The sequence below is a fragment of the Pseudenhygromyxa sp. WMMC2535 genome (assembly GCF_011083025.2).
In genome coordinates this window covers 3,303,484-3,329,429 of record NZ_JABJWV010000001.1, presented here as the reverse complement: position 1 = coordinate 3,329,429, position 25,946 = coordinate 3,303,484, and the positions used below count along the sequence as shown (strand labels likewise).

Annotated in this window: 25 protein-coding genes, 1 tRNA gene and 1 pseudogene; 12 read left to right on the top strand and 15 right to left on the bottom strand. The window is 69.8% G+C overall.

From position 1 onward, the window contains the following. Positions 1-50: 50 nt before the first annotated feature. Together G6O69_RS12875 and G6O69_RS12870 are read right to left on the bottom strand one after the other, a co-directional pair. Complete coding sequence (locus G6O69_RS12875) at positions 51-956, bottom strand: GNAT family N-acetyltransferase (RefSeq protein WP_172303799.1); 906 nt, start codon at positions 954-956, stop codon at positions 51-53. A 45-nt stretch (positions 957-1,001) separates the two neighbouring features. Further along, a complete protein-coding gene (locus G6O69_RS12870) occupies positions 1,002-1,850 on the bottom strand; it encodes a hypothetical protein (protein WP_172303798.1) in 849 nt (282 codons plus the stop codon). Between the two features lie 49 nt (positions 1,851-1,899). Here G6O69_RS12870 and G6O69_RS12865 point away from each other — a divergent pair, with 49 nt between their 5' ends. Beyond that, the gene (locus G6O69_RS12865) at positions 1,900-2,862 is read left to right on the top strand and encodes an FAD-dependent oxidoreductase (RefSeq protein ID WP_172303797.1); all 963 of its coding nucleotides are present in this window, start codon (positions 1,900-1,902) and stop codon (positions 2,860-2,862) included. Positions 2,863-3,027: 165 nt separating this feature from the next. On the opposite strand, the gene G6O69_RS12860 is transcribed toward G6O69_RS12865, so the two are convergent. The 9 genes and pseudogenes from G6O69_RS12860 to G6O69_RS12825 form a co-directional block, all read right to left on the bottom strand. Further along, positions 3,028-3,735, bottom strand: coding sequence for a class I SAM-dependent methyltransferase (locus tag G6O69_RS12860; RefSeq protein WP_172303796.1), 708 nt, complete (start codon positions 3,733-3,735; stop codon positions 3,028-3,030). A 74-nt stretch (positions 3,736-3,809) separates the two neighbouring features. Further along, a complete protein-coding gene (locus G6O69_RS12855; RefSeq protein WP_172303795.1) occupies positions 3,810-4,475 on the bottom strand; it encodes a hypothetical protein in 666 nt (221 codons plus the stop codon). A gap of 61 nt (positions 4,476-4,536) precedes the next feature. Beyond that, on the bottom strand, positions 4,537-4,911 hold the full coding sequence (locus G6O69_RS12850; protein ID WP_172303794.1) for a DoxX family protein: 375 nt from the start codon (positions 4,909-4,911) through the stop codon (positions 4,537-4,539). Beyond that, positions 4,908-5,216 carry an SRPBCC domain-containing protein gene (locus G6O69_RS12845; protein ID WP_255215771.1) on the bottom strand — a complete coding sequence of 103 codons (309 nt, stop codon included), beginning with the start codon at positions 5,214-5,216 and terminating at the stop codon, positions 4,908-4,910. Before G6O69_RS12845 ends, G6O69_RS12850 begins: the two co-directional genes overlap by 4 nt. Before the next feature lie 19 nt (positions 5,217-5,235). Then, a pseudogene (locus tag G6O69_RS42090) lies at positions 5,236-5,295 on the bottom strand (hypothetical protein); the annotation flags it as partial. Between the two features lie 20 nt (positions 5,296-5,315). Further along, a complete protein-coding gene (locus G6O69_RS12840; protein WP_255216279.1) occupies positions 5,316-5,657 on the bottom strand; it encodes a metalloregulator ArsR/SmtB family transcription factor in 342 nt (113 codons plus the stop codon). Between the two features lie 154 nt (positions 5,658-5,811). Next, positions 5,812-6,396, bottom strand: coding sequence for a hypothetical protein (locus tag G6O69_RS12835; RefSeq protein WP_172303793.1), 585 nt, complete (start codon positions 6,394-6,396; stop codon positions 5,812-5,814). A 67-nt stretch (positions 6,397-6,463) separates the two neighbouring features. Then, complete coding sequence (locus G6O69_RS12830; RefSeq protein WP_172303792.1) at positions 6,464-7,411, bottom strand: ribose-phosphate pyrophosphokinase; 948 nt, start codon at positions 7,409-7,411, stop codon at positions 6,464-6,466. A 54-nt stretch (positions 7,412-7,465) separates the two neighbouring features. Beyond that, a tRNA-Gln gene (locus tag G6O69_RS12825) sits at positions 7,466-7,538 on the bottom strand. Positions 7,539-8,060: 522 nt separating this feature from the next. Here G6O69_RS12825 and G6O69_RS12820 point away from each other — a divergent pair. From G6O69_RS12820 to G6O69_RS12790, 7 genes are all read left to right on the top strand, one after another. Further along, positions 8,061-11,174 (top strand): serine/threonine-protein kinase, encoded by a 3,114-nt coding sequence (locus G6O69_RS12820; protein ID WP_172303791.1) that lies wholly within the window; start codon positions 8,061-8,063, stop codon positions 11,172-11,174. 132 nt (positions 11,175-11,306) lie between these two features. Beyond that, positions 11,307-11,543 (top strand): hypothetical protein, encoded by a 237-nt coding sequence (locus G6O69_RS12815; RefSeq protein ID WP_172303790.1) that lies wholly within the window; start codon positions 11,307-11,309, stop codon positions 11,541-11,543. Positions 11,544-11,669: 126 nt separating this feature from the next. Next, positions 11,670-13,049: an MFS transporter gene (locus G6O69_RS12810; RefSeq protein ID WP_172303789.1), complete on the top strand. Its 1,380-nt coding sequence runs from the start codon at positions 11,670-11,672 to the stop codon at positions 13,047-13,049. Continuing rightward, positions 13,046-14,725 (top strand): BamA/TamA family outer membrane protein, encoded by a 1,680-nt coding sequence (locus G6O69_RS12805; protein WP_176396802.1) that lies wholly within the window; start codon positions 13,046-13,048, stop codon positions 14,723-14,725. The genes G6O69_RS12810 and G6O69_RS12805 overlap by 4 nt, the downstream gene beginning before the upstream one ends. Before the next feature lies 1 nt (position 14,726). Beyond that, on the top strand, positions 14,727-15,860 hold the full coding sequence (locus G6O69_RS12800; RefSeq protein ID WP_176396801.1) for a hypothetical protein: 1,134 nt from the start codon (positions 14,727-14,729) through the stop codon (positions 15,858-15,860). A gap of 23 nt (positions 15,861-15,883) precedes the next feature. Then, positions 15,884-16,552 carry a response regulator transcription factor gene (locus G6O69_RS12795; RefSeq protein WP_172303786.1) on the top strand — a complete coding sequence of 223 codons (669 nt, stop codon included), beginning with the start codon at positions 15,884-15,886 and terminating at the stop codon, positions 16,550-16,552. Positions 16,553-16,610: 58 nt separating this feature from the next. Further along, positions 16,611-17,516, top strand: coding sequence for a hypothetical protein (locus G6O69_RS12790; protein ID WP_172301242.1), 906 nt, complete (start codon positions 16,611-16,613; stop codon positions 17,514-17,516). A 103-nt stretch (positions 17,517-17,619) separates the two neighbouring features. Here G6O69_RS12790 and G6O69_RS12785 read toward each other — a convergent pair whose 3' ends face one another. The 4 genes from G6O69_RS12785 to G6O69_RS12770 all read right to left on the bottom strand — a co-directional run bounded on the left by G6O69_RS12785 (position 17,620) and on the right by G6O69_RS12770 (position 21,946). Then, positions 17,620-17,772: a hypothetical protein gene (locus tag G6O69_RS12785; protein ID WP_176396660.1), complete on the bottom strand. Its 153-nt coding sequence runs from the start codon at positions 17,770-17,772 to the stop codon at positions 17,620-17,622. A 9-nt stretch (positions 17,773-17,781) separates the two neighbouring features. After that, positions 17,782-19,551, bottom strand: a complete 1,770-nt coding sequence (locus tag G6O69_RS12780; RefSeq protein ID WP_172303785.1) for a hypothetical protein — start codon at positions 19,549-19,551, stop codon at positions 17,782-17,784. Positions 19,552-19,703: 152 nt separating this feature from the next. Continuing rightward, complete coding sequence (locus G6O69_RS12775) at positions 19,704-20,918, bottom strand: hypothetical protein (RefSeq protein ID WP_172303784.1); 1,215 nt, start codon at positions 20,916-20,918, stop codon at positions 19,704-19,706. Next, a complete protein-coding gene (locus G6O69_RS12770) occupies positions 20,915-21,946 on the bottom strand; it encodes a thermonuclease family protein (protein WP_172303783.1) in 1,032 nt (343 codons plus the stop codon). The genes G6O69_RS12775 and G6O69_RS12770 overlap by 4 nt, the downstream gene beginning before the upstream one ends. A gap of 103 nt (positions 21,947-22,049) precedes the next feature. On the opposite strand from G6O69_RS12770, the gene G6O69_RS12765 reads away from it, so the two are divergent. The 4 genes from G6O69_RS12765 to G6O69_RS42085 all read left to right on the top strand — a co-directional run bounded on the left by G6O69_RS12765 (position 22,050) and on the right by G6O69_RS42085 (position 25,942). Further along, positions 22,050-22,916, top strand: a complete 867-nt coding sequence (locus tag G6O69_RS12765) for a hypothetical protein (protein WP_176396800.1) — start codon at positions 22,050-22,052, stop codon at positions 22,914-22,916. A gap of 174 nt (positions 22,917-23,090) precedes the next feature. Next, positions 23,091-23,258, top strand: coding sequence for a hypothetical protein (locus G6O69_RS12760; RefSeq protein ID WP_172303781.1), 168 nt, complete (start codon positions 23,091-23,093; stop codon positions 23,256-23,258). A 3-nt stretch (positions 23,259-23,261) separates the two neighbouring features. Continuing rightward, positions 23,262-24,935, top strand: a complete 1,674-nt coding sequence (locus tag G6O69_RS12755) for a proteasome accessory factor PafA2 family protein (RefSeq protein ID WP_172303780.1) — start codon at positions 23,262-23,264, stop codon at positions 24,933-24,935. Between the two features lie 107 nt (positions 24,936-25,042). Then, entirely contained in the window at positions 25,043-25,942 is a 900-nt protein-coding gene (locus tag G6O69_RS42085; protein WP_172303779.1) for a fibro-slime domain-containing protein, read from the top strand. The last annotated feature ends 4 nt before the right edge of the window (positions 25,943-25,946 follow it).

Below are 25,946 nucleotides of genomic sequence, written 5' to 3'. Positions count from 1 at the left end.
AGCGTTTGGGGTGAACGGAGGGCGGCTCGCCGCCCGCAGCCCCTTTCAAACTAGTAAACCCGATTGAGCACCATCTCGAGCTGCACGGAGCTCAGCTTGGCCCCGAGCGCGCGAAAGAAGGCCACGCTGACCCCACGATCGTCCCCGTCGTCGACCTTGTCGATGGTCAGCGTCGGCCGCCGGGCCGCCTCCTGGCAGGCGCGGACCAGCTCGGTGCCGATCCCCCTGCGGCGCAGGTCCTCGCGCACCGCCAGCTGCATGAGCTCACCGGCCTCGGGCTCGAGCACCGCGTAGCCCACGACCTCGTCGAGCCACAGCGCCTCGATAGCGACGCGCCCGGGCGTCCGCGCCACCGTCCAGGTGCTCCCGCCCCAGGCGGGCAGCAAGGTCCAAAAGCTCGCCCAAAGCGCGCCGTTTCGATCTTGCGCGGCCCCAGCCTCGGGGCCGAGGTGGACCTCGAAGCGCAGCTCCTCGATGAAGCGCTGGGCTCGCTGGAGGCGGGGGAGCTCGAAGCAAAACAGGTGGCGGTCGACGTCGAAGCCCAGGCGCTCGTAGGCGGCCCGGGCCCGCGGGTCGTCGAAGCGGACCTCGATCTGCATCTGCGTGACCTCGCGGTGATCGAGGGCCAGCTTGAGCCAGTCGAAGAGGGCCGTGAGCACCCCGCGGCGCTGAGACCCGCGGCGCACGGCGGTCAGCGCCCCATAGGCGCCGATGTGCTCGGCCGGCCACTCGTCGATCGCCGTCGTGATCGCGCCGATCAGCTTGCCCTCGTGGAAGGCTCCAAAGCTCGCGCTCCAGTCGACGCCGCGGCGCTCGAGCAGGCCGGCGAGGGCCTCGACGCCGAGCTCCCCTTCGAGGGGCGGGTAGACCACGAAGGCGTCACGGACGAGATCGTGGACCGCGGGCAGCTCGGCCTCACGCAGCGCACGGATCTCGAGGGCCGGCCTGCTCGTCACCCGTCTACGGTATCAGCTCGCGGGCCGGCTGGGATCGCGGGGCCGTCATGGCACGCGACAGATACAGCGCCCGCTCTCGTCCTCCGAGCCCCCATCCTCCGAGCCCGTACCAGCGTCCGGGTCTGCTCCCGTGTCACCCGTGTCCGTCCCCGTGTCGGTGTCCGTGCCCGTCTCGCCCGTATCGGAGCCGCTCTCTCCCGTGTCCGTCTCGCTCTCCCCCGTGTCCGTCTCGCCCCCCTCGCTGACGCAGCTCCCACCCACGAAGCCCTCGCCAAACACCTCGAGCTCGACGCAGAGGCGACGGCAGCGGTCGATGGTTCGCCGGCCCCACACGCAGGTGTCGATGATCTCCACGTTGACGCACAGATCGTTCGCCTCCTCTTCGCAGGTCGTCCCTGGGCCGTAGCCACACAAAAATTCCGGCTCGGGGTCCCCCGGCAGGCAGCCGTAGCCAAACTGAAAGCCCTCGGACTCGCAGGCGAAGTCGGCGTAACCCGAGACCTCGATCCAGCGCTCGCCGTTGCAGGCCCAGACCGCAGAGTTTTCGGGCGAGGGCGCGTCCTCGTCGACGACGCAAGTCAGGCTCTCGAGCTGGTCCTCGCCGCAGGGCAGCTCCGGCGCCTGAGCCCCGGTGTCGTCTGTCTCGCCGGCGGTGTCGGTGACCGCTTCGTCGGGGCAGCAGCTGAAGTCATCGAGGTCCTCGCTGCACCAGTCGTAGCCGCCCTCGCACACGCAGGAGTGGTCCGCGAGCAAGACGCTGTGGCTATCGGGATCCCCGCAACCACTGCGGTCGCCGCCCACGCCAGCTTCGGCGCTCTCGCCCGAGCGGCAGGCGAAGAGCGAAAAGATCGCGGCCAAGGCGACCGCGGGCGCGAGGTGAGCCAGAGCGCGCACCGCCACATTGTACAGCGCCAGGTGTACGTGCCAGAGTCCTCGCCCAGTCATGCACGACGCGATCGTGATCGGCTCGGGGGTCTCGGGCCTCAGCTGCGCCAGCGAGCTGGCCGACGCGGGTCTCCGCGTGCAGGTGTGGACCGCGGCGCCCCCGGAGCAAACTACCTCGCGGGTCGCGGCGGCCTTTTGGTACCCCTTCCGCGTCGACCCCGTGGAGCGCGTGGTCCCCTGGTCCGCGCACAGCTACGAGCGCTTCGCCGAGCTCGCGGCGGATCCGCAGCTCGGCCCCCAAAGCGGCGTGCTCATGCGCGAGGCCCTGGAGATCTTCCCGACCCCGGTGCCCGACCCGCCCTGGTCCCGCGCCGTGGACCTATTCCGCTACGCCCTGCCCGAGGAGCTCCCGCCCGGCTACGGCCACGGCCTGGTGTTCACGGCCCCGGTGATCGAGATGCCGCGCTACCTGCCCTGGCTGGCCGAGCAGGTCACCGCCGCCGGCGTCGAGATCCTCATCCGCCGCCTCGACAGCCTCGCCCCGGCCCTGGCCGCCGCGCCGATCGTCGTCAACACCACCGGCCTGGGCGCGCGCGAGCTCGTCGACGACGCCCGGGTCTACCCCCTGCGCGGGCAGATCCTCAGCCGCAGCCGCGGCGCGCTCGACCGCGTGCTCATCGACGAGCACAGCGAGCGCGGGATCACCTACGTGGTCCCACGCAGCGAGGACGTGATCCTCGGCGGCGTGAGCGACGAGGACTCCACCGAGCTACGCGAGGACCCCGAGCAGAGCGCCGCGATCTTCGAGCGCTGCGCCTCGCTCGAGCCCCAGCTGCGCGCGAGCGAGGCCCTCGACGTCTTCGTGGGCCTGCGCCCGTGTCGTGACGAGGTCCGCCTCGAGGCCGAGCGCGTCGACGGTCGCCTGGTGATCCACAACTATGGTCACGGGGGCGCCGGGGTGACCTTGTCGTGGGGCTGCGCCGCGGAGGTCCGCGAGCTCGCGACCGGGCGCTCGGCCTAGTGTGCGCGGCAGAGGACTTGAAGGGTCCCAGGCGCCGGACCGGTTGCTGACGAGGCGCGAGGAGGGAGTTTGTCGAGCACAAATGACTGACGAGCAACGAAGTCAGCGGCCGGTGCTCCAAGCCTGGGGCCCTTCAAGTCCTCTGCCGCGCACACTAGGAGCCCCTCAGACCCGCCGGAGGACGTCGAGGCGCTGCGGCGCCAGAAACTCCCCGCCATTGTCCGCGTGGTAGCCCTCGAAGCGCGAGCGCACCGCGGCCAGCGTGGCCTCGTCCAGCGCGTGGTCGGTGTGCGTCGCCCCGATCACCCGCTGCTCGAACACCTCGTAGCTCGAGAAATTCATCGGCAGCAAGAAAAAACGCTCCTCGACGAGCTCGAAGCCCCCGGCCTCGACCGCGCCCTTGAGCGCCGCGAAGGCCCGCTCGCGCACGAAGGATTCGTCGTGAAACAGGCGCAGGACCTCGTTGAACTCGCCCGCGAACACCGGCTCCGAAACATAGGCGACGCCCCCGGGCCGCAGGACTCGAAGCAGCTCGCGCATCGCCTGGGCCATCGCGTCGACTGGCACGTGGTGGAGCGACTTGAACATGAACACCATGTCGAAGGCCTCGGCCTCGGCGGGGATCGCCTCGGCGCCGCCGAGCCCGAAGCGCAGCTTGTCCATCGGCTCGGCCGCGAGGTTCTTGGTGTGCTGAATCCTGTCCATCTCCAGGGCGACGATCGACTCGACGTGGGGGCTGGCGGCGAGCAGGCGCGCGTTGTGGCCGTCGCCGCAGCCGAGGTCGAGCACCCTGCCGCCGACGCGCTCGAGCCAGGGCGTGAACATGTCGGCCTCGCTCGCGCGCTCGTGGACGTCGTCGCGGATCAGTTGCATCGGCCTCGATATAGCCCGGACGGCTGCCCCCCGCCATCGCGCACTCGCGGCCTCCAGCGCGGCGGCTCGAGCCCTCAGCGCGCGTCGATCTCGATCGCCCTCAGCCGCGTCTCACCGACGAGCTCCCGAGCCCGGGCCACGCCGATGTCTTCGTCGAGCGCCTCGTCCGTCTTCAGCGCGAAGATATAGCGGCTCTGCGCCGGGCCCTCGACGCGGCAGGCGACCCAGATCCCGGTGTAGTCCTCGCCGCCCTCGACGTCACAGATGAGGCCCGAGAAGTCGGCGACGGTGTCGAAGATCGTCCCGACCTCGACGCCGCGAGGATCCGCGAGGCCGGGGCCGAGCAAGGTCAGCGCTTCGAAGGGCTCACCGATCTCGGTCATCACCACCGCGACCTTGACGGAGCCGCGGTGGATGAACGAGCCATGGCGCCGACGCGGGCGAAGTTCGAAGTCCGGCAGCGCCGCCTCGATGACGGCCGCGCTGTTGAGGTCGCCCGCATGCAAGGCGTGCTCGGGCGCGCCGAAGATCTGGGCCAACAAGGCGGGTCCAGGCTCGGGCTGTTCGGGCTGTTCGGGCTGCTCGGGAGCGGGCGCCTCGCTCTCCGGCTCGACCGCCGGCTCGACCTCGGGCACGGGCGCCTCCGCGTCGGCCTCGTGCGCCTCCCTGTCCTTCTTCGGCGCGGTGCAGGCCGAGAGCGAGAGCAGCGCTGTGAACACGACGAGGCCTCGTCCATTCATGACGACGAGGATACCCCGCCGCGCGGCCGAGCACGCCGACCATGGCCGACAGATTCGCCGCTCACGCCAGCGGCGCGACGGCGTAGCGCCCGTAGGCCACGAACGCGACCAGCAGGAGCATGACGGCGCTCCACAGCAGCGGATTCTCGCCGCTCAACGTCAACGACTGCCCCGCATACACCCCGGAGATGATCAGCGTCTCGATCGCCAGCACGACCGCCGCCGCGGGGGTCAGCGCTGGCATCCACTTCGTCGCGGCGGGGACGATCAGCAAGACCGCGCCGATCATCTCGACGACGCCGAACACCAGCCAGCCGCCGCTCGGGATCGCGGGGAACTGACTGGCGAGGGTCTCGCATTGAGACGCCTTGTAGTATCCGCCTGCGAGATAGAGAAGGCCGAGGATGGCCTGAAGAGCCCAAATGACAATATTCATGCGTCTCCTGATCCTTGCTCGAGGATCGTTTCCAGTGCCCCGTGCATCAGCTTCCAGCCGTACGCTGCCCCCTTGAAAGCCTGGCTCTGCTCGAACCCAGCGTGCTCGAAGCGCACGCGCGTCCCGGCGCCCTCGGCCTCGAGGCGGTAGTGCACGCGGGTATCCAGGAAGTCACCGACGACCCAGGTGAACGAGAGCTCGCTCGGAGGGGCGCAGGTCAAGACTTCGCAGTGGACGACGAGCCCGCGCTCCAATTGGCGGGACGCGAAATGTGAATCGATGGCCGACTCGCGGCTCGAAGTCATTGGGGTACATCCACTCGGCCAGCGCCTCGCGGCTCGTCAGCGCCCGCCAGACCGTGTCTGGGTCGTGCGGGAACCACATGTCGCGGCGGATCGTGTGTGTCACTGGTCCGAGCCTTTCGCGAGGTGGCGGGCCAGACGATCGAAGTTGTCGTCCCAAAACCGCTCGTAGTGGGCGATCCAGTCGCGCACGGGGCTGAGCTGCTCCGGCACGAGCCGGTAGCGGCGCTCCCTCCCGCAGCGCTGCTCGGTGACGAGCCCCGCTTGCAGGAGGATGCGCAGGTGCTGCGAGACCGCTGGCCGGCTCATCTCGAAGTTCGCTGCGATCGCTTTCACGGGACGGTCACCGTCCACGAGGAGGTCGAGCATCCGGCGGCGCGCGGGGTGGCTGATCGCGCCGAATACTCCAGCTTGGCCAGCTTGGCCGGTCTGGCTCTGCATCATCACGAACCCATGATAGGTAAGGGCATGCTTACCTGTCAGCAAAATGCGTCTGCCCGTGAAATTCGCCCGAAAATGGCGAATTTCAGGATCGAGAGCCCGCGATCGCTAGCCACGAGTGCTCGAGTGTCAGGCCAGGAGCCCGACGCCAGGCCAGCTACTCTTCGACCCAAACACGCAGATCCTGGATCCCCCAGGTGTTCTGCCCGTGGTTGTGCAGATGCATCATCACCGACGCGCCCTCGGGCGCGTCGAAGGGCGCGGTGAAGCTCTCGGTGAACACCTGCGCGCTGCCGGGGATGTCGATCCACGTCTCCCACAAGAGCTCGCCATCGACGTGCACGGCGAGGTGCGCCTGAGCCGGCTCGGGGGCCGTCAGGTTGAAGTGGTAGAAGTCGAACTCCATCTCGGCGCCCTCGCGGATCTGCGCCAGGCTCGGCTGGCTCAAGGCGAGGTAGTTGCAGTAGGTGGTGTCGACCTCGAGCAGGGGATCGTCGACGTCCTCGCCCTCGATGTACCAGCCCGCGATGCCACACTCGACGCTCTCGGGGCGTTCGTCGACGAGGGGGTCGTCGGGGGCGTCGACGGTGATCCAGTTGGCGTGGTCGATGAGCGAGACGAAGCCGGCGTCGCCAGCCTCACTGGCCTCATCGGCGCTCTCGCTGTCTTCATCACCGGGCGCGGTGCAGGCGAAGAGCGCGGTGCAGGCGAGGGCGCAGCGAAGGGCGAGGGCGCGCGGCATGGCCCGAGCATAGCCGCTCGCGGCCTCTCCCGGCCGCGTCCCTTGGACGCAGGGCAGGTGATCGCGCCTAGTCGAACAGGCTCGAGATCGAGTCGCCGTGATGGATGCGCTTGATCGCCTCGCCGACCAGCCCGGCGATGCCGAGGACCTCGAGCTTGGTGCAGCGCTCGAGCTTGTCCTGCTGCGGGATCGTGTCGCACACCCAGACCTTGGAGATCACCGACTCGTTGAGGCGCTGGATCGCCGGGCCCGAGAGCACGCCGTGGGTCGCCGCCGCGTAGACCGCCGAGGCGCCGTGATCCATGACGGCCTTGGCCGCGTTGCACAGCGTCCCCGCGGTGTCGATCATGTCGTCGACCAGAATCGCCCGCTTGCCCTCGACGTCGCCGATCAGGTGGTGAACCTGGGAGACGTTGGGCGAGTCGCGGCGCTTGTCGATGATCGCCAGCGAGCAGCCGAGGAACTTGGAGTAGGCGCGGGCGCGCTCGGTGCCGCCGGCGTCGGGCGAGACCACGACAGTGTCCGAACCACCGAGGCCCTCGCGCTGGAGCGCCTCGCGGACCACCGGGGTCGCGTAGAGATGGTCGAAGGGGATGTCGAAGAAGCCCTGGATCTGCCCGGCGTGAAGGTCGACCGAGAGCACCCGGGTGGCGCCCGCGGCGGACAGCAGATCCGCGACGAGCTTGGCGGTGATCGGCGTGCGCGGCTTGACCTTGCGGTCTTGGCGGGCGTAGCCGAAGTAGGGGATGATAGCGACGATCGCGCCCGCGCTGGCTCGCTTCAGCGCGTCGATCATGATCAACATCTCCATCAAGTTGTCGTTCGGCGGGGAGCAGGTCGACTGCACGATGAAGCAGTTGACCCCGCGAACGTTCTCGCCGATCTCGACGAAGATCTCGCCGTCGGAGAAGCGCGAGACCTTGGCCGCGCCAGCAGGGATACCCACGTACTTGCAGATCTCGTTGGTGAGCGCAGGGTTGGCGTTGCCGCCGAAGATGGAGATCAGCCGATTCACGGGGCTCCCGGTCGGGTCTGGAGGTTGGGGGTGCGATCGCTAGGGGGAAAGGGACTGGGGCGGTAGGAGTCGAACCTACGTATGTCGGTACCAAAAACCGATGGCTTAACCACTTGCCGACGCCCCAAGAAGAGCGGATGACCCGCCAATCGCGCGCGTTTTATAGGGAGGCCATCGGTGCCTGTCAATCCTGCGTGATGTCCGCTAAGTGCCCAGATTTCCAGTGTTTTTTGAACGGCAATGGGCGCCAGGGTGGGGACTGCTGTGCCGCTGTGCGAGAACAGACTCCGGTGTGAGTGTTGTCCAGGTCCTTCGCGTGACGGATCCGGCCCGGTGAAACACGATCACTCGGCGCCCCGCGGAGCGATCGCTGGCACCTTGCCCCTTTTCGACCCAGAACATCTGTGGTTGGCGCATCCGAGACTGCCCTACATGGCCCTCTGCCCACGACTTCCCCTGCATTTTCTTCCCATCGACGCGACCGGTGGGGTACCGTGTCGATCGGCTGTGTAGGAGGTCTGTGCACGAATTGGCACACAAGATCTGCCCACGGTGCGAAGCGCGAGTGCTCGACGAGCACCGCTTTTGCCCTTCGTGTGGTTCTGACCTCTCTGGGGTTCAGATCAGCGATGGCGATCCCTACCTGGGGATGACCATTCAGGACCGATATCGCATCGAGTCACTGATTGGCACCGGGGCCATGGGCCGCGTCTACCGGGCCGAGCAGACCGCGCTACGCAAGCCCTTTGCGATCAAGATCCTCAGCCCCCAGCTGACCAACGACCCCGACTCGCAGGCCCGCTTCGCCAACGAAGCGCACAACGCCGCGAGCCTCAACCACCCCAACGTGGTCTCGGTCGTCGACTACGGGCGGACCAAGCAGGGGGTGACCTTCCTGGTCATGGAGTACATCGAGGGCCGCTCCCTCGAGCAGATCATCCAGGACGAGCACCCCCTCGAGCGCGCGCGCATCGCCGACTTGATCCTCCAGATCCTCGCCGCGCTCACCGAGGCCCACGGCCTGGGCATCCTGCACCGCGACCTCAAGCCCGAGAACATCCTGATCCAGAGCCTGCGGACCCGCGGCGAGCTGCTCAAGGTGCTCGACTTCGGCATCGCCAAGCTCATGGACGACGCGCCGGCGAAGGGCGCGAGGCCGGGGCTGACCAGCCAGGGGGTGGTCTGCGGGACGCCGGAGTACATGTCGCCGGAGCAGGCCTGCGGGCTGCACCTCGACCAGCGCTCCGACCTCTACGCCGTCGGTATCATCCTCTACCAGATGCTCACGGGCCGGCCGCCCTTCGAGAGCGAGTCGGCGGTGGAGATCCTCCACCGCCACATCCACGAGCTCCCGCGACCGCCCAGCCAGGTCCTGGGCGCGGCCCCCGATCCCCTCGAGGCGGTCTGCCTGCGCGCGCTCGCCAAGGAGCGCGACGCTCGCTACGCCGACGCCGGCGAGTTTCGTGACGCGGTCCTCAAGGCCACGCGCGTCGGCACGGCCACGGAGATCCACTGCGCCAAGTGCTCGGCGCTGATGCGACCCAGCGATCGCTTCTGCGCCGCCTGTGGCGCCCAGGCGCCGGACCAGCCGCTCGCGGCCTCGGGTCAGCGACGCGTGGCCCGACGCTCGACCCGTGCGCTGCGTCAGTCCTCCGGTGAGGCCACCGCCGAGGTCCTGCTCCGCGCCCTCCCCCAGCGCCTCGCCGGCGAGGCCGCCAACGCCCTGCTCGCCGCGGCCCAGCGCCGCCTCGACAACCCCAAGGTCGGCCTCCAGGCCCAGGCGATCAGCGGCCCGGCGGGCTCGGGCAAGACCCGCCTGCTCGACGAGATCGCCGACCAGGCCGAGGAGCGCGGCTGGCGGGTGCTCGCGGCGGGCTGCGAGCCGACCGGGGCCATGACCGCGCTGTGGCCGATCCGTCAGGCGATCGGTCAGCTCCTCGAGGTCGATCCGCGCGCGCCCTCCCCCGGCGACCTCGGCCGCGCGGCCAACCTGATCGGCCTGTCTTACGAGGCGCTGCCCGGGCTCAACGAGCTCTTTGGCCTCGGCGTGTCGGCGAGCGCCGTCGAGTACGCCGTGCGCCGCCGCGAGTGCTTCACCTCGGCGGTCCAGGCCCTGACCGAGGGCGCCGCCGGCAACCCGCTGCTGCTGGTCTTCGACGACGTCGACCGCTGGGACGCGCCCTCGCGGCGGATCGTCCAGCAGCTCGTGCGCGCCCGCGCCGAGGCCCCCGTGCTGATCTTGCTGGCCACCGCCGAGGAGCAGCGCGAGTGGCTGCGCTGCCCCGTCGTCGAGCTCCCCCGCCTCGACGCCGGCGAGGTCCGCCAGTGGGCCGCGGCCCTCAGCCACGAGGGCTCCCCGCTGCCCGACCGCCTGGCCAGCCACGTGCCCCTGACCCCCTTCGAACTCGAGCTGGCGCTGCGCTGCGTCCCCGTCGAGGGCGAGCCCATCGACCTCCCGACCGCCCTCGAAGACTGGCTCATCGGCCTGGCCGCCAACGAGCGCCAGCTGCTCGAGCTGTGCGCGGTGATCGGGGAGAACGTCGAGCGCAGCGAGCTCGAGGCCCTGTGCCCCCGCGACCCTCGCGGAGATCCCTGCGCCGACACCAGCCTCGACGCGCTGCTCGCCTCACTGATCCAAGCCGGGCTGCTCGCCGCCATGGACCGGGATCAGTGGGCGCTGCGCAACCGCAGGATCCGCGATCAGCTGCTCGCGGGCATCGAGCGCGAGCGCCTGCGCCTGCTCCACCGCGAGGCGGCGATCTGCACGGAGCGCGCCCAGCTCTCGCCCACGGTCCGCGCCCTGCACCTGCTGCGCGCCCAGCCCAGCCGGGCCCGCGACGCCGCCGATCGCGTGCAGGCCGTCGAGCTGATCGAGGCCCTGCGCGAGGCCGCGGTCGCCAGCGTCGCGGCCTTCGACGACCCCAAGGCGGTGCGCCTGCTGAGGACCGCGCTCAAGGCCTGCCGCCGCCTGCCCGGCGAGGATCGCCTCAACCACGAGGCCAACCTGATCGCCGACCTCGTCGATCCCTTCTGCTTCACCGACCGCGTGGACGAGGCGATCTACACCCTGCGCAAGCTCCTCGGCAGCGGCACGATGACCGACGCCGAGTCGGAGCTCCAGCGCGCCCTCGGCCGCTGCCTGGCCCGCAAGCGCGACTGGAAGGGCGCCGTCGATGCCTACCAGCGCGCCCTCGGCCCGCTCATCGCCCAGGGCCGGCGATCGGCCCTGCTCGAGCTCTACGCCGACCTCGCGCGCAGCCTCGACGCCCAGGGCGAACATCAGCGCGCGCTCTCGGAGCTCGAGGAGGGCCTCGACATGTGCACCCTCGGCGACGGGCCGCGAGCCAACGTCGACGTGTCCATGTGGCGCTACCTGCTGACCGCCTCGGAGCTGCAAGAGCGCCGCGGCGAGCTTCGTGAGGCGCGGACCTGGGCCGAGCACGCGCTCTTCCAGGCCGAGCGCCGGGGTGAGGACCTCGGCCGCATGCGTGGCCACGAGACCCTCGGTCGCCTGCTGCGCGCGCTCAAGCAGAACATGCTCGCCGAGCAGCACATCGGCCGCGGACTCGAGATCGCCCGCAAGCTCGGCGACCGTCGCACGAGCGCCGAGCTGCTCGTCCTCCGCGCCAAGCTCCGCGCCGCGGCCAAGCGCTTCGAAGAGGCCCACCGCTGCCTCGACGAGTCCGAACGCCTGTCCGCGCTGCTCGAGTGGCAGCGTGGCCTCGACCGCGTCACGCGTGTGCGCAAAGAACTCCCCGGCTGAGTCCCTCATTCGTAAGCCGCCCAACAACTCGGGGTAGCTCTAAAACGAACGAAGGCTCGCCGCTTCGGCGATCATTTTGCGGACGACTCGCACCTCGATTCCTGCCACACTGTGCACGGAGATTTTTTGTAGATGAGCAGCCGAAACGCTCGAGTGAACCGCATCGTCCGCGGATGGTTGGTGCCGATGGTCAAGACGTTGCCTCACCGCCTCGCGGCGCGCATCCGAGACGCCGACGAGGAGAAGCAAAAGACGGCCGTCGATCAATTGCGCCGCCGTGACCGGCCCGGCCTGATCGCGCGCAAGTCCATGGGCTTCCGCTCGCTCACCGACATGCGCCGCTCCGAGGTCGAGACCTCGCTCGAGTAGCCACCCTCGCCATGTGCGAGGCGGCGCGCACCTTCGACGCAACCCCTAGGAGCCCACGGCGAAGAGCGAGCGAGCAGCGGCACCCCGCCCTGGACGCGCGGGCCACCCCCGCGAGACAATCCGCCGATGGGGCGAGATCCAGGCGAGGGCGGGCGCGCGTCCAAGTCAAAGCTCGGCCTGGGGATCCACGCGGGCTACGGCGTAGGCGCCGTCGGCACGGGGATCTACGCCACGGTCCCCGGTCTGCTGCTGCTCTTCTTCATGACCGACACCCTGGGGATCCCGGCGTGGCTGGCCGGGGTCGGGATCTTCGTGCCCAAGCTCTGGGACGTGCTCACGGATCCGCTCATGGGCACGATCTCCGACCGCACGCAGTCGCGCTGGGGCCGGCGTCGGCCCTATCTGCTGGCCGGCGCCCTGAGCCTGCCGCTGAGCTTCGTGATGCTCTTCTCGCTGCCGGCCTTCGCGGATCCGATGCTGAGCTTCGCGTGGGTGATGTTCGCCTATTTGCTGGCGGCGACCTCGTTCACGGTGTTCAGCGTGCCCTATACGGCGATGCCGGCCGAGATGAGCGAGGACTACGACGAGGTGACCTCGCTGATGGGCTGGCGCATCGCCTTGCTGACCGTGGGCGTGCTGCTCTCGGGCGCCCTCGCGCCGCAGCTGGTCGCCCTCGGCGGCGGCGGCCGCTCGGGCTATGCGTCGATGTCCTGGGCCCTCGCCGGGATGATCTTCGCGGCGATGTTCCTGACCTTCGTGGGCACCCGCCGCGCCCCCAGCCGGCCGCGCCTCGAGCAAGATGCCCAGCCCCTGCTCGAGCAGATCCGTGGCGCCCTCGCGGTCCGTCCCTTTCGCGTGCTGCTCGGCGGCTACGCCATGCAGCTCGTGGGCGTGGGCGTGGTCCTGGCCTGCGTGCCCTACTTTGCCCGCTACACCCTGGGCGGCGACGACGACACCTTGACCTTCATGTTCGTGACACTCGTTGGCCCCGCGGTCCTGGTCATGCCCGTGTGGGTGAGGGTTTCACGCGCGATCGGAAAGCGTCGAGCCCTGCTCGCCTCGACGACATTGTTTGCTTGTGGCGCCGCCTGCCTGTGGTTTGCCCGCCCCGAAGGACTGGCCGTGGTTTATGCTTGCGTCGCCCTGATGGGCATCGGTTGGGCCGGGACCCAGCTCTTTCCCTTCTCCATGCTCCCCGACACCATCGCCGCCGATCGTCAGCAGAGCGGCCAACGTCGCGAGGGCGTGTTCACGGGGCTGTGGATGGCCGTCGACAAGGGCGGTCTGGCCGTCGGGGCCCTGCTCGCCGGGTTGGTCCTCGACTTTGGCGGCTTCGTCGAGAGCGAGGGCCAGGCCGTCGTGAACCAGCCGAGCTCGGCGCTGACCGCCATCCGCATCGGCGCCGCCTTGCTGCCCGCCATCTGCATGTTCATCAGCTTGCCGATCCTCCGCCGCTACGCCCTCGACCGCGCGGCCGTGCGCGAGCTCCAGCAGGAGGCCACTTGAGCGAGGCGCGTGCGCTCGTGCGACCCCGCGCCCAGGGTCGCGCACTGGCCGTCGCCCTCTCGCTCGCCCTCGGCCTCGGCCTCACGGCTGGCGAGGCCCTCGCGGCGCCGCCGACCGAGGCGTCCCCGCCCGATGACGCCGAGATCCCTCTCGGCCCGAGCTACGACCAGCCGCCGGTCGCCCTCGAGCCTCCGCCCGAGCCGGACCCTATCGAGCCAGACCCGAGCGTCGAGCCGCCTCGCCCCGAGCGCTTCGCCCCCGAGCCCGCGCCCCTCCCGGAAGAGGCGCCCCCCGGTGAACTAGGAGAGCGAGGTGAGCAGGGCAAGAAGGGCAAGAAAAAGCGCGACCCCAACGACCCCCACCGGCTCGAGTGGGGCGTGCTCCCGGCGGTCTCCTACGACATCGACCTCGGCCTGGGCTTTGGCGCCCTGGTCACCCTGGCCCGCTTTCACCCTGGCTATCAGCCCTACCGCTGGCGCCTCGAGATCCTCGCCCAGGCCACGGTCAAGAACACCCCCGGCGTGGGCCTCGGCCTGCCCTACCACAACGACTACGTCAAAGCCGACTTCCCCGGGCTGCTCGACGGCCGCCTGCGCATCAACGCCGCCGTCCGCTTCCGCCGCTTCCTGACCCAGGGCTGGTACGGCCTCGGCAACGCCTCGAGCAACCCCGAGCCGTGGACCGACATCGACCCCGACGAGGAGCCCGAGGCCTTCCGCGAGGCTCGGCTCTACAACCGCTACGATCGCATCTACCCCTCGCTGGACTTCAACACCCGGCTGATCCTCTGGGACCGCTCGCGGATCGGCAACGACGTGCCGCGCCCCTGCGGGCCCAAGCGAGCCGAGCGCTGCCCGCCCTACGCCTACAGCGGCCGCGGCGAGCCCGTCGCCCACAAGCAGCGCCTCGAGCTGCTGCTCGGGACCTCGATCTCCTACAACTTCATCAACACCTACGCCAACAGCAAGCTCGAGGCCGACATCGAGACCCGCGACGGTGAGGGCGAGGACGCCGAGACCCTCCAGGGCCTGCTCTACGGCACCGACAACCACGCGCTGTGGACCTTGAACTTCGGCCTGCTCTACGACACCCGCGACCACGAGTACACGCCCACCCGCGGGAGCTTCACCGAGCTCTCCGGTCAGATCTCCCCGGGCATCGACGGCGGCTTGTTGTTCGGCCACATCTACGCGGCCTCCTCGGTCTTCGTGCCGCTCTATGACGACTACCTCGTCCTGGCCACGCGCGGCTCCCTCGACATGCTCGTCGGCAGGCCGCCGCTCTACCAGCTCGGCCAGATCGGCGTGCTCGAACCTCAAGACGGCCCCGGCGGCAGCTGGACCCTGCGCGGGGTCCCGCGCCAGCGCTACTTCGGCAAGCAAAAGGCGATCCTCAACGTCGAGCTGCGCTCGATCTTCTACCGCTTCAACCTCGGCTCGCAGCGCTTCGGCCTCGGGGCCCTGGCCTTCGTCGACGCCGGGCGGCTGTGGACCGACTTCAGCCCGGTGTTCCTCGACGGCGAGGACATCGACGGGCCCTTCGGCGACATCAAGGTCGGGGTCGGCGGCGGGCTGCGGATCACCTGGGGCGAGACCTTGGTGATCCGCGTGGACCCGGCGTGGTCGCCCTCGGACGAGAACTTCGGCTTTTACCTCGACGTCGCCCAGCTGTTTTGAGATGAGCCCCGCCGCCCTCACCCTCGCCGCTCTGCTCGCGGGCTCCGGCCCCGGCGAGAGCTCGCAGGGCGAGGCCGCGCTTCAGGCTCGAGCTGCGGCTGCGAGCGCCAAGACGGACGCCACAGAGCCAGAGCCAGAGCCAGAGCCAGAAGTGAGCTCGAGCTCTCGCGCGCAGGCCCGCCCATCTCTGGTCGTCCACCTCCACCCCTGCCTGGACGGTCGCGTCGCGCTCGAGACCCTGCACGAGTCCCTGCGCCACGAGCTCGGCGCGGGCCTCGAATTCCGCGGCGCGGCGGCGGGCCAGGCCGGCGACACCCAGCTGCTGATCGACTGCGGCAGCGGCGGGGGCAGCAAGGGCGACGACAGCCTGCTGCTACGCGTCATCGATCCGCTCAGTGAGGCCGCGCTCACCCGCGCCCTGCGGCTCGAGGCCCTCGACGCCTCCCCCGAGCGCGCGGCCGAGTCCTTGGCCCGCAGCGCCGCGGCCTTGCTGCGCGCGCTGTGGATGGACCTCGTGCTCGACCGCGAGGCTGTCAGCGACTCTTCCCCCCGCAGCCCCGCCTCCTCACCGAGGGTGCTGCGCCGGGCCCGTCGCATCGCCCGGCGCCCGAGCTCCCCCTGGCAGCTCGGCGACGCCTTCATGGCCCGCACCTTCCTGGGCGAGGGCGCCCCCGCCTGGATGCTCGGCGAGCAGGTCCAGGCCGTGCATCGACCCCTGCGCCACCTGGCCTGGCGCGCCGACGGCGAGCTCGCCTTTCGCCGCGTCCGTGTCGACCTCGAAAGCGGCGCGTCGCGGATCAACACATTGATGATCAGCGCCGCCCCCAGCTTGCTGGGCTGGGCCGAGTTCCCCGGCTCAGGCCCGCGCGGGGCCGGGACCGCGGCGATCTACGCCGGCGCCGGGCTGCGCGTGGGCGCCGTCCGCATGCGCAGCCCCGACGACCCCGGGCACTTCGAGACCTTCGCCGGCCCCCTCGCCACGGCCAGGGCCAGCGTCAGCCTGGGTCGCTTCGTCCGCCTGGCCCTCGACGCCGAGGCCGGCTGGGCGCTGATCGGCCCCGAGCACGCCGAGGCGGACCTGCGCCTGCGCGGGCCGTGGCTGTCCGGCGCCCTCTCGCTCGTCAGCTCCTTTTGACGCCACCCGTTATAGTGTCGGGGATGTCCGACGCGACCATCCGGGTGCTGCTGGCCGAAGACCACACCATCGTCCGCGAGGGCCTCAAGGCCCTGCTGACCGCGACCGAGGACCTCGAGGTCGTCGGCGAGGTCGCCGATGGGCGCGAGGCCGTCGACGCCTGCGCGCGCCTGAGCCCCGACGTCGTCGTCATGGACCTCAACATGCCCAAGCTCAACGGCGTCGACGCGACCCGGGAGATCCGCGAGAAGCCCGAGGCCCCGCGGGTGCTGATCTTGAGCATGTACGACGGCGAGGAGTACGTGCGTCCGGCGATCCGCGCGGGCGCCAGCGGCTACCTGCTCAAGGGCTCGGGGCTCACCGACCTCGTCAAGGCGATCCGCGAGGTCGCCGGCGGCAACGCCTTCTTCTCGCCGGCCGTGGCCAAGATCCTGCTCGCCGACAGCCGCGGCGAGCAACGCCGCGAGGACGAGCCGACCGACCCCGCCGACGGCCTGACCAAGCGCGAGCGTGAGGTCCTGACCCTGGTCGGCGAGGGCAAGTCGAGCCCCGAGATCGCCAAGATCCTCAACCTCAGCGTGAAGACCATCGAAGGTCACCGCGGGCGGATCATGGCCAAGCTCGGGGTCCACAACGTCGCCGGCCTGGTCCGCCAGGCGATCCGCATCGGCCTGGTCTCGGCCGAGGACTGAGAGTCTGTGAAGCAGGGCGCAAAAGCGCGCAAGGCGCATGACATGGCATGATCCCCCCATGCCCGCGTCTGCGTCTGCGTCTCCACGTCGTCCGCTCCAGCGCCTGCGCTTCGTCCTGCTCCCCCTCTTCAGCCTCGCCTGCGTCGACTCCCCGAGCAGCGCGGACGACGAGGCCAGCGCCTCGACGACGAGCGCGGACGCAGGGACGAACACCGACGAGAGCAGCTCGAGCGAGACAGCCAACACGAGCGAGTCGGCCGAGACCAGCGCCGAGACCGAGTCGAGCGGGTCGGCCGAGACCGAGACCGACTCCGGCTCGAGCGAGTCCGACTCCGGCTCCACCGAGACCGAGACCGAGACCGAGACCGAGACTGAGACCGAGACCGGCGAGCCCGAGCCCTACGTCTGCGACAACCCCACGCCGATCATGCAGTGGCAGACCGAGGTCCCCAGCGGCTGGGTCACGTGCGCCGACGGCTTCGAGCACCGCGTCGAGGCCATCGAGTGCGTCGATCCGCAAGAGCAGTCCAACGCCGGCTGCGCAAACTTCGGCGTCGCGTCGTGTCACACCGTCGAGGACTGCACGGAGCACGCCTACGGCGCCTGCGTGTTCGCCCCCCTGGTCAACTGCGAGTGCACCTACGGCTGCCAGTCCGACGCCGACTGCGAACCGGGCACGATCTGCGCCTGCGCCGGGGTCGCGGGCAGCAGCCCGCAGTGCATCCCCTCGAACTGCGAGAGCAGCTCCGACTGCGGCGACGGGCTGTGTGGCCTCAGCAGCTTCGCCGGCCTGTGTTCGAACATCTACCAGGCCGGCTGCGCCGACCCTTACGCGGACTGCCACGTCGACGACGACTGCGACGGGCCGCCCTGTGAGCCGCCCGGGGGCGAGTGCTCCCTGGGCACGACGCCCGGCAACGCGTGGGACTGCAACGTGCCCTCGGATTGCAACGGCGAGTGCTGAGCCCAAACGCCCGAACGCCCAAACGCCCAAACGCCCAAACGCCCAAACGCAAGGAGCCGGCCGTGCGACGCACGACCGGCTCTCTCTTGGCCCCTCGTGACGGCTAGGAGCCCGTGGTGAAACCCAACACGACACCTGGCTTGGTCTTTTCGCCGAAGGCTTTGTCGCCAAAACTTGCAGTACGCCCGGTACAGCGGCGTTTTGGCTTCGCGCCCTCGACAAAAATCCCGGCGCCAGGAGCCGCGCTGGGTTCCACCACAGGCTCCTAGAAGCGGTAGAGCAGCAGCACGCGCAGGTCCGAGCGGCGGTCGACGCCGTCGGGGATCTGGGTGCTCGGCGCCCGCTCGACCCAGCGCTCGCGCCACACGACCTGAGCCAGGAACACGTTGCGCCAGATGTAGATGTGCGCGGCGACGCGGTACTGGAGCTCCTGAAGCTGACGCCGCAGGTCCGTGCCCAGCTCGTCGGGCGGGTTCTCGAAGGGCGTGGCCAGGTACTGGCCGAAGTCGGCGGCGAAGAGCAGGCGGCGCTTGACCGCGAGCACGCCGGCCTGGACGTTGTAGGCCACCTGCCAGTTCTTGAAGTTGAGCTCGCGCTTGGCGTAGACCTCGCCGAGGAGGATCAGCCGCTTGTAGCGGAACACGCTCTGGAAGTTGGCCGCCGGGTAGCGCTCCTGGCTGCGCTGGTCGTACTTGGCGCCAAAGGTCAGGGTGAAGGTGGTCGGCGCCGAGGTGTAGAGCATCGGCGAGTCGAAGCGGTTGTAGTAGCCGACCAGGTTCATGTGCACCTGGGCGCCCGCCGACCACGTGAAGTTGCGGTTGTCGTCGGGGAAGTAGGTGCCGCCGACGTTGCCCGCGTAGCGCCCGCTGCCGCCGGCCAGGAAGGTCCGGTAGATGAAGCGCCCGCGCTTGTCCAAGGGGCCGCCGAACTCGAGCGCGGCGCCGTTGCCCTGCTCGAAGGCGTTGTAGACGTAGTAGGCGGGGTCGACGAGCATCCGCTTGTGGACCGAGCGGACGAGCTCGAGGCTGAGGCCGCCGCCGCCGCTGTTGACGTTGACGTAGTGACCGTTCTTGATCGGGATCTGGAAGGTCGCAAAGGTCAGGCGCGGCGACTTCTCGGCGCGCATCGACAGCAGGAAGAAGCTGTTTTGGATGAAGGGCAGCTGGCCGAGCACCCGCATCTGCAGGCTCTCGAACTCGGTGTTGAACAGGCTGCGGTTCTCGTCGGTGCGCGGGTCGCCCTCGGAGTTGCTCTGCTGGATGAGCGCGTTGGTCCCGAACTCGGGGCCGGCGAAGTTGAACTCCTGTGAGATCCGCGCGACCACGGAGAAGCGGATGTCCCCGGCGGGCTGGCAGATCGTCACCTCGGTGCCGAGCTTGCAGCCGAGGTCGTCGCAGTCGGTGAAGCCGTCGCCGTCGTTGTCGACGCCGTCCGAGCAAAAGTAGTTGTTGCGCTCGCCGTCGTTGTCGCCGCCCTGGCCGAGCAGGTCCTCTTCGGCCTGGCCCTTGGTGAGCGTGACCTCGGCGGGGCTGCCCCCGCTGGGCGCGCTCGTGCCGTTGTTGGCCGCGACCTTGCCCGAGGCCTCGCGGTCCCACGAGCCCTCGCAGACCGACATGCCGTTACAGTCGATGTCCTCGCAGTCGAGGAAGCCGTCGCTGTCGTTGTCGATCCAGTCGTGGCAGCGCTCGTCGCTGTTCTCGGGCTGGCCGTCGGGCTGGCAGACGGCGGCCTCGCGGCAATCGTTGTCGCCGCAGTCGTAGACCGTGTCGCCGTCGTCGTCCTCGCCGTTGGCGCAGTCGCGCTCGACCGCGGGCGCGCTCGGGCTCGTCGCGCTCGGGCTGGCGACGCCGGTGGTCACGCCAGCGACGGCGTCCGCGTCATCCGACGCAGCGTCGTCCGCGGGCGCGTCCGCGTCCGAGGGCGGCGCGGCCACGGCCACGGCCGGCGAGAGCAGCACCAGGCTGGTCAACAAGGTGAAGAGGGCGAGCAGCCGCGTGCGGCGCTGGAGACAGGGGGATCCCGCTCGGTGAGTCATGATCGTGGGGTGCGGTCGCAGAAGGTCGCAGAGGGTGCGGTCGGGGGTCGGCGCGAGGGTCAGCGCGAAGCTCGAGCTGGCTCGCTCGGAGTCTGTGAATTTTTCCCGCACGTCGTCAGGTGCGTCGTCGTGCGGGAGAGATTCACAGACGCTCAGTTCTCGCAGATGCCGACGCCGCAGACGGTGACTTCGGGGTTGTAGGAGCAGTCCCAGTCCTCGCAGTCGACGAAGGAGTCTCCGTCGTTGTCGAGGCCATCGGAGCAGCGATCGTCGGCGCTGGTCTCCGCGTCGGCCAGGCTCTCCTGGCAGACCTGGCGGGTCTCGATGTCGTCGGACTGCGAGCACGAGTAGTCGGCGCAGTCGATGTAGCCGTTGCCGTCGTCGTCGAGGCCGTTTTGGCACTTCTCCGGCGAGTTCTCGAGGATCGAGTCGCAGTACTCGAGGATCTCGGCGTCCTCGGCCTGCGAGCACGAGTAGTCGGCGCAGTCCGTGTAGCCGTTACCGTCGTTGTCGACGCCGTCCGAGCAGGTCTCGAGCGTGTCCTCGCTCGGCAAGCTCGCGCAGTACTCGAGGATCTCGGCGTCCTCGGCCTGCGAGCACGAGAAGTCCTCGCAGTCCGTGTAGCCGTTGACGTCGTTGTCGATCCCGTCCGAGCAGGTCTCGAGCGTGTCCTCGCTCGGCACGTTCTCGCAGTACTCGAAGACCTCCGGGTCCTCGGACATCGAGCACGAGAAGTCCTCGCAGTCCGTGTAGCCGTTGCCGTCGTTGTCGACGCCGTCCGAGCAGGCCGCGAGCGTGTCCTCGGTCCCGGTCCCGCCGCTCTGGCAGGCGTTGGTCCCGGCGCAGTTCGAGTCGTCGCAGTCGATGTCGCCGTCGCCGTCGTTGTCGATGTCGTCGGAGCAGGTCGCGTTGGTGTTCTCGCTGCAGACCGTGACGAACATGCCGCCGCTACAGCCGAAGTCCCGGCAGTCGGCGTAGCCGTTGCCGTCGTTGTCGATCCCGTCCGAGCAGGTCTCGTCGGTGAACTCGCGCAGGCAGCAGGTCTCGGGGATGTCCTTGCACTCGTCGTCCCCGCAGTCGAACTGACCGTCGCCGTCGTTGTCGATGCGATCGGTGCAGGCCGAGAGCGTGTTCTCGGGCTCGTCGACCGGCAGCTCGGGGATGTCCTCGCCGCACAGGTGCGAGAGCTCGAGGCAGTCTGGGTCCGCGCAGTCGATCAGCCCGTCGACGTCGTTGTCGACGTAGTCGCTACAGCTGATGTCGTCCTTCTCGTAGCCGAACACCGGCGTCGAGGGGATCTCGTAGCAGGCGCTGACGACCAGGCCGTAGCCGAGGCCGAGCGCGAGCGCGAGCGCGATGCGCTTCACTTGAGGCACTCCGCCTTGCCACCGCCAAAGCGACGCTGGAAGGGCACGTGGATCATGCACGCCGACTCGTGCTCGACCTGGGTCCCGAAGCGACCGGCGTCGGCCCAGGTCGTGAGCAGGGCGTCGAGGGCGTCACGATCGTCCTCGGGGATCTCGCGGTTGATGTGGCGAAAGCGCGCGAACTCGAGGATCACCGAGCGCGCGGCCGCGTCGTCGAGCTTGGCCAGGTAGGGCGAGATCTCGGCGTCGCTCCGGGCGGCGCTCAGGACCTCGTCGACCGTCGCCGCGTCGACCTCGTACTCGTAGTGGCAGACCTTGTCGCACTCGCGGTAGCGCGTGCTGTGCCGCCACTTGACCGAGTGGCCGTCGAGCGAGGAGACCAGGCGGTTGTAGGTGCCCTTGCCGTCGACGTCCTCTTCTTTGGAGTGCAGCGAGGTCAGCACGAACTCGGGCACGCCGTGGGCCCAGATCCCCCGGCGCGCGGCGATGGCGTCTTTTTGGGCCTCGACGAGCTCGGGGATGCCCGGGTTGTCGTCGATGCTCATCACGTGGGCGTAGCCCTTGCGAATCTGGTCCTCGGCGAGCTTCGGGCACCAGACCAGGATGCGGCCGTAGGTGTCGGTCTTGCCGTCGGTCTCGCACTCCCACACGCCGTCGCGGCCGTTGTAGGTGCCCATCTTGGCGAGCACGAAGAGCTCGCGGGCGGTCCAGTCGCCCCACTGGTGAACGGCGCCGTAGGACTCGAGGGTGTTGTAGCCAAACAGCCGCGCCTTGGCGTCCTTGTAGCTGCCACCGAGCACGCGGAAGGAGTCGCCGTCGTTGAAGTAGACGGGGACGGTCTCTCCGTTGAGGATGACCTTGGTCTGAGCCTCGGCGGCCTCGCCCTGCTCGGGGCCGCCGAGCAAGGCCAGGGCGGCCAGGCCCAGGGTCATGAGCTTCAAGGAGGTGCGGAGCACGGGGCGGGCTCGCAGCCCACGCGCCTCGCCGCGCCCGTCGTTGTGTTGGGTAGCCTTGGCTTTGCTCGACATGATCGCCCGCCTCGAGACGGGGCCCCGGGGCGGGGCCGCGGGCATGATTGCCGCAGGCAGCGGCAGCGAGCAACGCGTTTTTTGGCGCGCAGTGGTCCGCGTCATGAACGCCGCGCCCGCCTTGCGGGCCTGCCTGCGCCGGGGTATCTCGCGGTCGTACACGCCCGTGAAACGCAGCCTCCAGCAGCTTTGCCGCGCTCGAACCCTGCTCGCCACCCTCTGGCTGGGGCTCGCGCCGATGATCGCCAGCGCGGGCTGCAGCGCGCAGCAGCACGCCGCGGAGAAGCTCGTGGATCCCCGCTTACGTGCTCAGGGTGTGCTCTTGGAGCACAACGCGGGTCGCTCACGTCAAGGAGATCTCGACCTCGGCGGGTACCGAGTCAGCGCCTTCGACCTGCGCGAAGAGCCCCAAGACGTCGCCCTGCTCACGCCCGAGGCGAGCGGACGCACACGTCCAGGGCAGCAGTTACAGCTGCGATTCGAACTGCTCACACCCGCAGGTGCGCGCTGGACCAGCGCCTGCGTGGCCGAGCGCCGCCAGCCCGCCGACCACGATCTCGCGGCCGTCGCCGACGAGGCCCACGAGGAGATCGCGCTGCGCTGTACGCTCGCCCCCCTCGGCGAGGACCCGCAGCGCTGGACGCTGTCGCTCGCCGGGAGCCTCGACGAGAACCTGCTCGGCAGCCTCGAGCCCGACGACGGACCGAACACACAGGCCGACACGGACACGCCGCCAGCCCGGGCCCACGCCGTCGAGGTGATGATGTGGCGCGAGCTCTTCGACCTCGACCTCGCGCGCAAGCGCCTGCCGGCCTCGCTGGCCGTCGTCCGCGGCGAGCAGAGCGAGGCCGCGCTGATCCTCGACAGCCCCGAGCGCGCCTGGTTGGACCCGGCCCTCGACGAAGGCCAGCGCGCCCTCGTGCTCACCGCGCTGATCAGCTTGCGCCTGCTCCCCCTCGGCCTCGACTGAGCCGCTCCAGTCACCCTCGGCCAGCCCCCCGCCCAGCGTCCTCGCGCCATGTCGGGCCCGGCGCCGCCCCGCCCACTCTTGTCTCCAGCACCCCCTGCGCGGCCTCCTGAGCGGCCTGAGCCGCCCCCGCCAGCTGGCCCGGCGCGCAGAAATCTCCGTGCTATGGTCGAGTCCATGCGCCGCCTCGCTGAAGTCGCCCAGTCGCGCCTCGAGCAGCCCCTGCCCCAGCCCCGGCCGGAGACCGAGCGCCTCGAGCAAGTCCTGGCCGAGGTCCGCGAGGACGCGCAGCGTCGCCCCGGCGACTACCAGGGGGACACGCGCGTCCCCGCTGGCGGCGAGTAGGCCATGCTCGAGCGCCTGCTCGGTCTCGAGACCGAGTATGCGATCCGCTACTCGGACCCCGGCGGACCACGCCCGAGTCACCGACTCATCTTCGAGGCCATCTCGGCGTCCGTCGCCGCTCGCGTCGCCACCGTCCCCGGCCAGCGCGGCAGCAGCCACGGCCAGCGCTTCGTGGAGAACGGTGGGGCGCTCTACTACGAGTTCGTCCCCTCGGCCCCGGAGGGCGGCGTGGTCGAGGCCAGCACCCCAGAGTGCCGCGGCCCGAGCCAGCTGCTGCTCTACCAAAAGGCCCAAGAGCGCCTGCTCCTCGACGCCCTGCCCGACGCCCAGCGCAAGCTCGCGGCCGTGGGCTTCACCGGCTCCTTGGGCCTGGTCAAGAACTGCCGCGACGCCGAGGGCCACATCTATGGCGCCCAGGAGAACTACGAGGTCGAGCTCGCCAGCGGCCCGAGGCTGTGGGTCTATCGCCTGGGTACGAGCCTGCTCATCCCGCTGATCCTCGCGCTCTCGCTGCTGACCTTGGTCCTGGCCGTCGCCCTCGGGCTGACCTTCGGCCTCACCCTCATCGTCATGGCCGCCGGTGGCCGGCGCCTACGCGAGCGCCTGGCCGCGGGCCAGGGCGAGCTCCCCGTGGCGAACGCCTTCCTCCGCCTGTTCAACGGACTGGCCATCGTGGTCACGAGCCCCGGCGCGTGGCTCTACTCGCTGCTCTTTCGCGCGACCTGCTGCCGGAGGATCCGCCGCGACGCCCTGGCCTTCCTGCTCAGCCGCCCGCTGCTCTCGGGCGCCGGCAGCTACGAGCCGCGCACCGGCGACTTTGCCCTGTCGGAGAAGGGCCTGGGGATCCGCAAGCTCGTGCGCACCGGGGTCATGCCGGCGGACCGCTCGGTCTTCGACATCGGCCACCTGATCAAGGCTCTCTACGCCCCCACCTATCTCCAGCTCCGCCCGCTCTTCGGCCTCTTTGCTCGTCGCCAGCGCCTCCAGCTCGGGCTCTCGGACTCGAACCTGGCGCAGAGCGCCGAATATCTCAAGGTCGCAACCACGGCGCTGGTCTTCGACATGGCCGAGGCCGGAGCCCTGCGCCGGCTGCCTCGACTGCGCCGGCCGCTGATCGCCCTGCGGGTGCTCAACGCCGACCCCACGCTGCGCGCCGAGGTCCCCTGCACCGACGGCGTGTCGCGCAGCGGGCTCGCGCTCCAGCGCCTCTACCTCGACGCCGCCCGCGAATTCGTGGCCAGCTCGCCGACCTGCCCGCTCGAGGCCCACGAGCTCCTGCGCCGCTGGGCGGAGGTCCTCGACGCCCTCGAGGACGAGCCAGCCCGGCTCTTCGGCCGCGTCGACTGGGTCAGCAAGCGCGCGCTGATCGAGCAGGCCGGGGCCGGCCTCGACCCCGCCGCCAAGAAGAAGATCGACCTCAAGTATCACGAGCTCGGCGACGGCTACTTCGCCGCCCTCGAGGACGCCGGCCTGGCCCCCACTCTGGTCAGTCCCGACGAGGTCACCGCCGCCGTACACACGCCCCCGCAGGACTCCCCGGCCCGCCGGCGCAGCCAGCTGCTGCGCAGCTTCGCGGCCGCCGGGGTCGCGGCCAGGGTCAGCTGGGACCGCGTCGAGGTCCCGGCCGGGCGCCTGCGCAAGCAGGTGATCCGCCTCGACGACTATCGCCGTCGCTAGCAACCGACCCGCGGCGATCCTCGGCTCGCCGTGATCGCGGCTTCGCAGTCACGCCAGCGTCGAAGCCAGCTTGCCTCCGAGCGTCGCAATGGCGCACGATTCGAGGGGTGTCGTCGCGTCTGTTTTCGTCTTGGATCGCCCTCGCCGTGGCCATCGAGGCCGCCGCCTGTGCCGGCTATCGCTCGGACGGCGAGGACGATGACGCCGTGCTGACCTTGGGCAACGACGAGCTCGGCGTCGACGATGGTGATGGCACCAACACAAACGCCGACACCGACGAGTCCGACGCCGAGGACAGCGAGAGCGGCCCGGGCGTCAAGCTCGACATGATGGAGAGCGAGACCGGAGCCGGGACCGGCTCGGGGGAGACCGCGGGCTCGGAGTGCGGCGACATCGTCGCCAGCTTCCGCGACTTCAAGGTCGAGCACCCCGACTTCCAGGTCTTCTCTGGCGACGTGGCCAGCCCTGGCCTGGTCGAGGACGCCCTCGGCCCCGACGACAAGCCGGTGTTCAGCGGCGCCGTGGTCGAGCCGCCGCAGATGACCACGGCCGAAAATTTCGACCAGTGGTACAACGACGTCGAGGGCGTCAACTTGAGCTTCGAGATGCCCCTGGTGCTCGTCGAGGACGGCGACATCCGGGTCTTCGACGATCAGACCTTCTTCCCCCTCGACGGCGTGGGCTGGGGCGACGAGGGCCTCACCGACGGCGGCGGCGTCCCGCATAATTTCTTGTTCACCACCGAGATCCACACGGCCTTCACCTACGAGCCCGGCCAGACCTTCACCTTCATCGGCGACGACGACCTGTGGGTGTTCATCGACGGCCAGCTGGCCATCGACCTCGGCGGCCTGCACCCCGCCCAGTCGGGCACGGCGATCCTCGACGAGCTCGGCCTGAACCCGGGCGGGGTCTACCCCATGGACATCTTCCACGCCGAGCGGCGCTCGACCGACTCGACCTTCCGCATCGAGACCACCATCGGCTGCTTCATGCCGGTTGGATAGCACC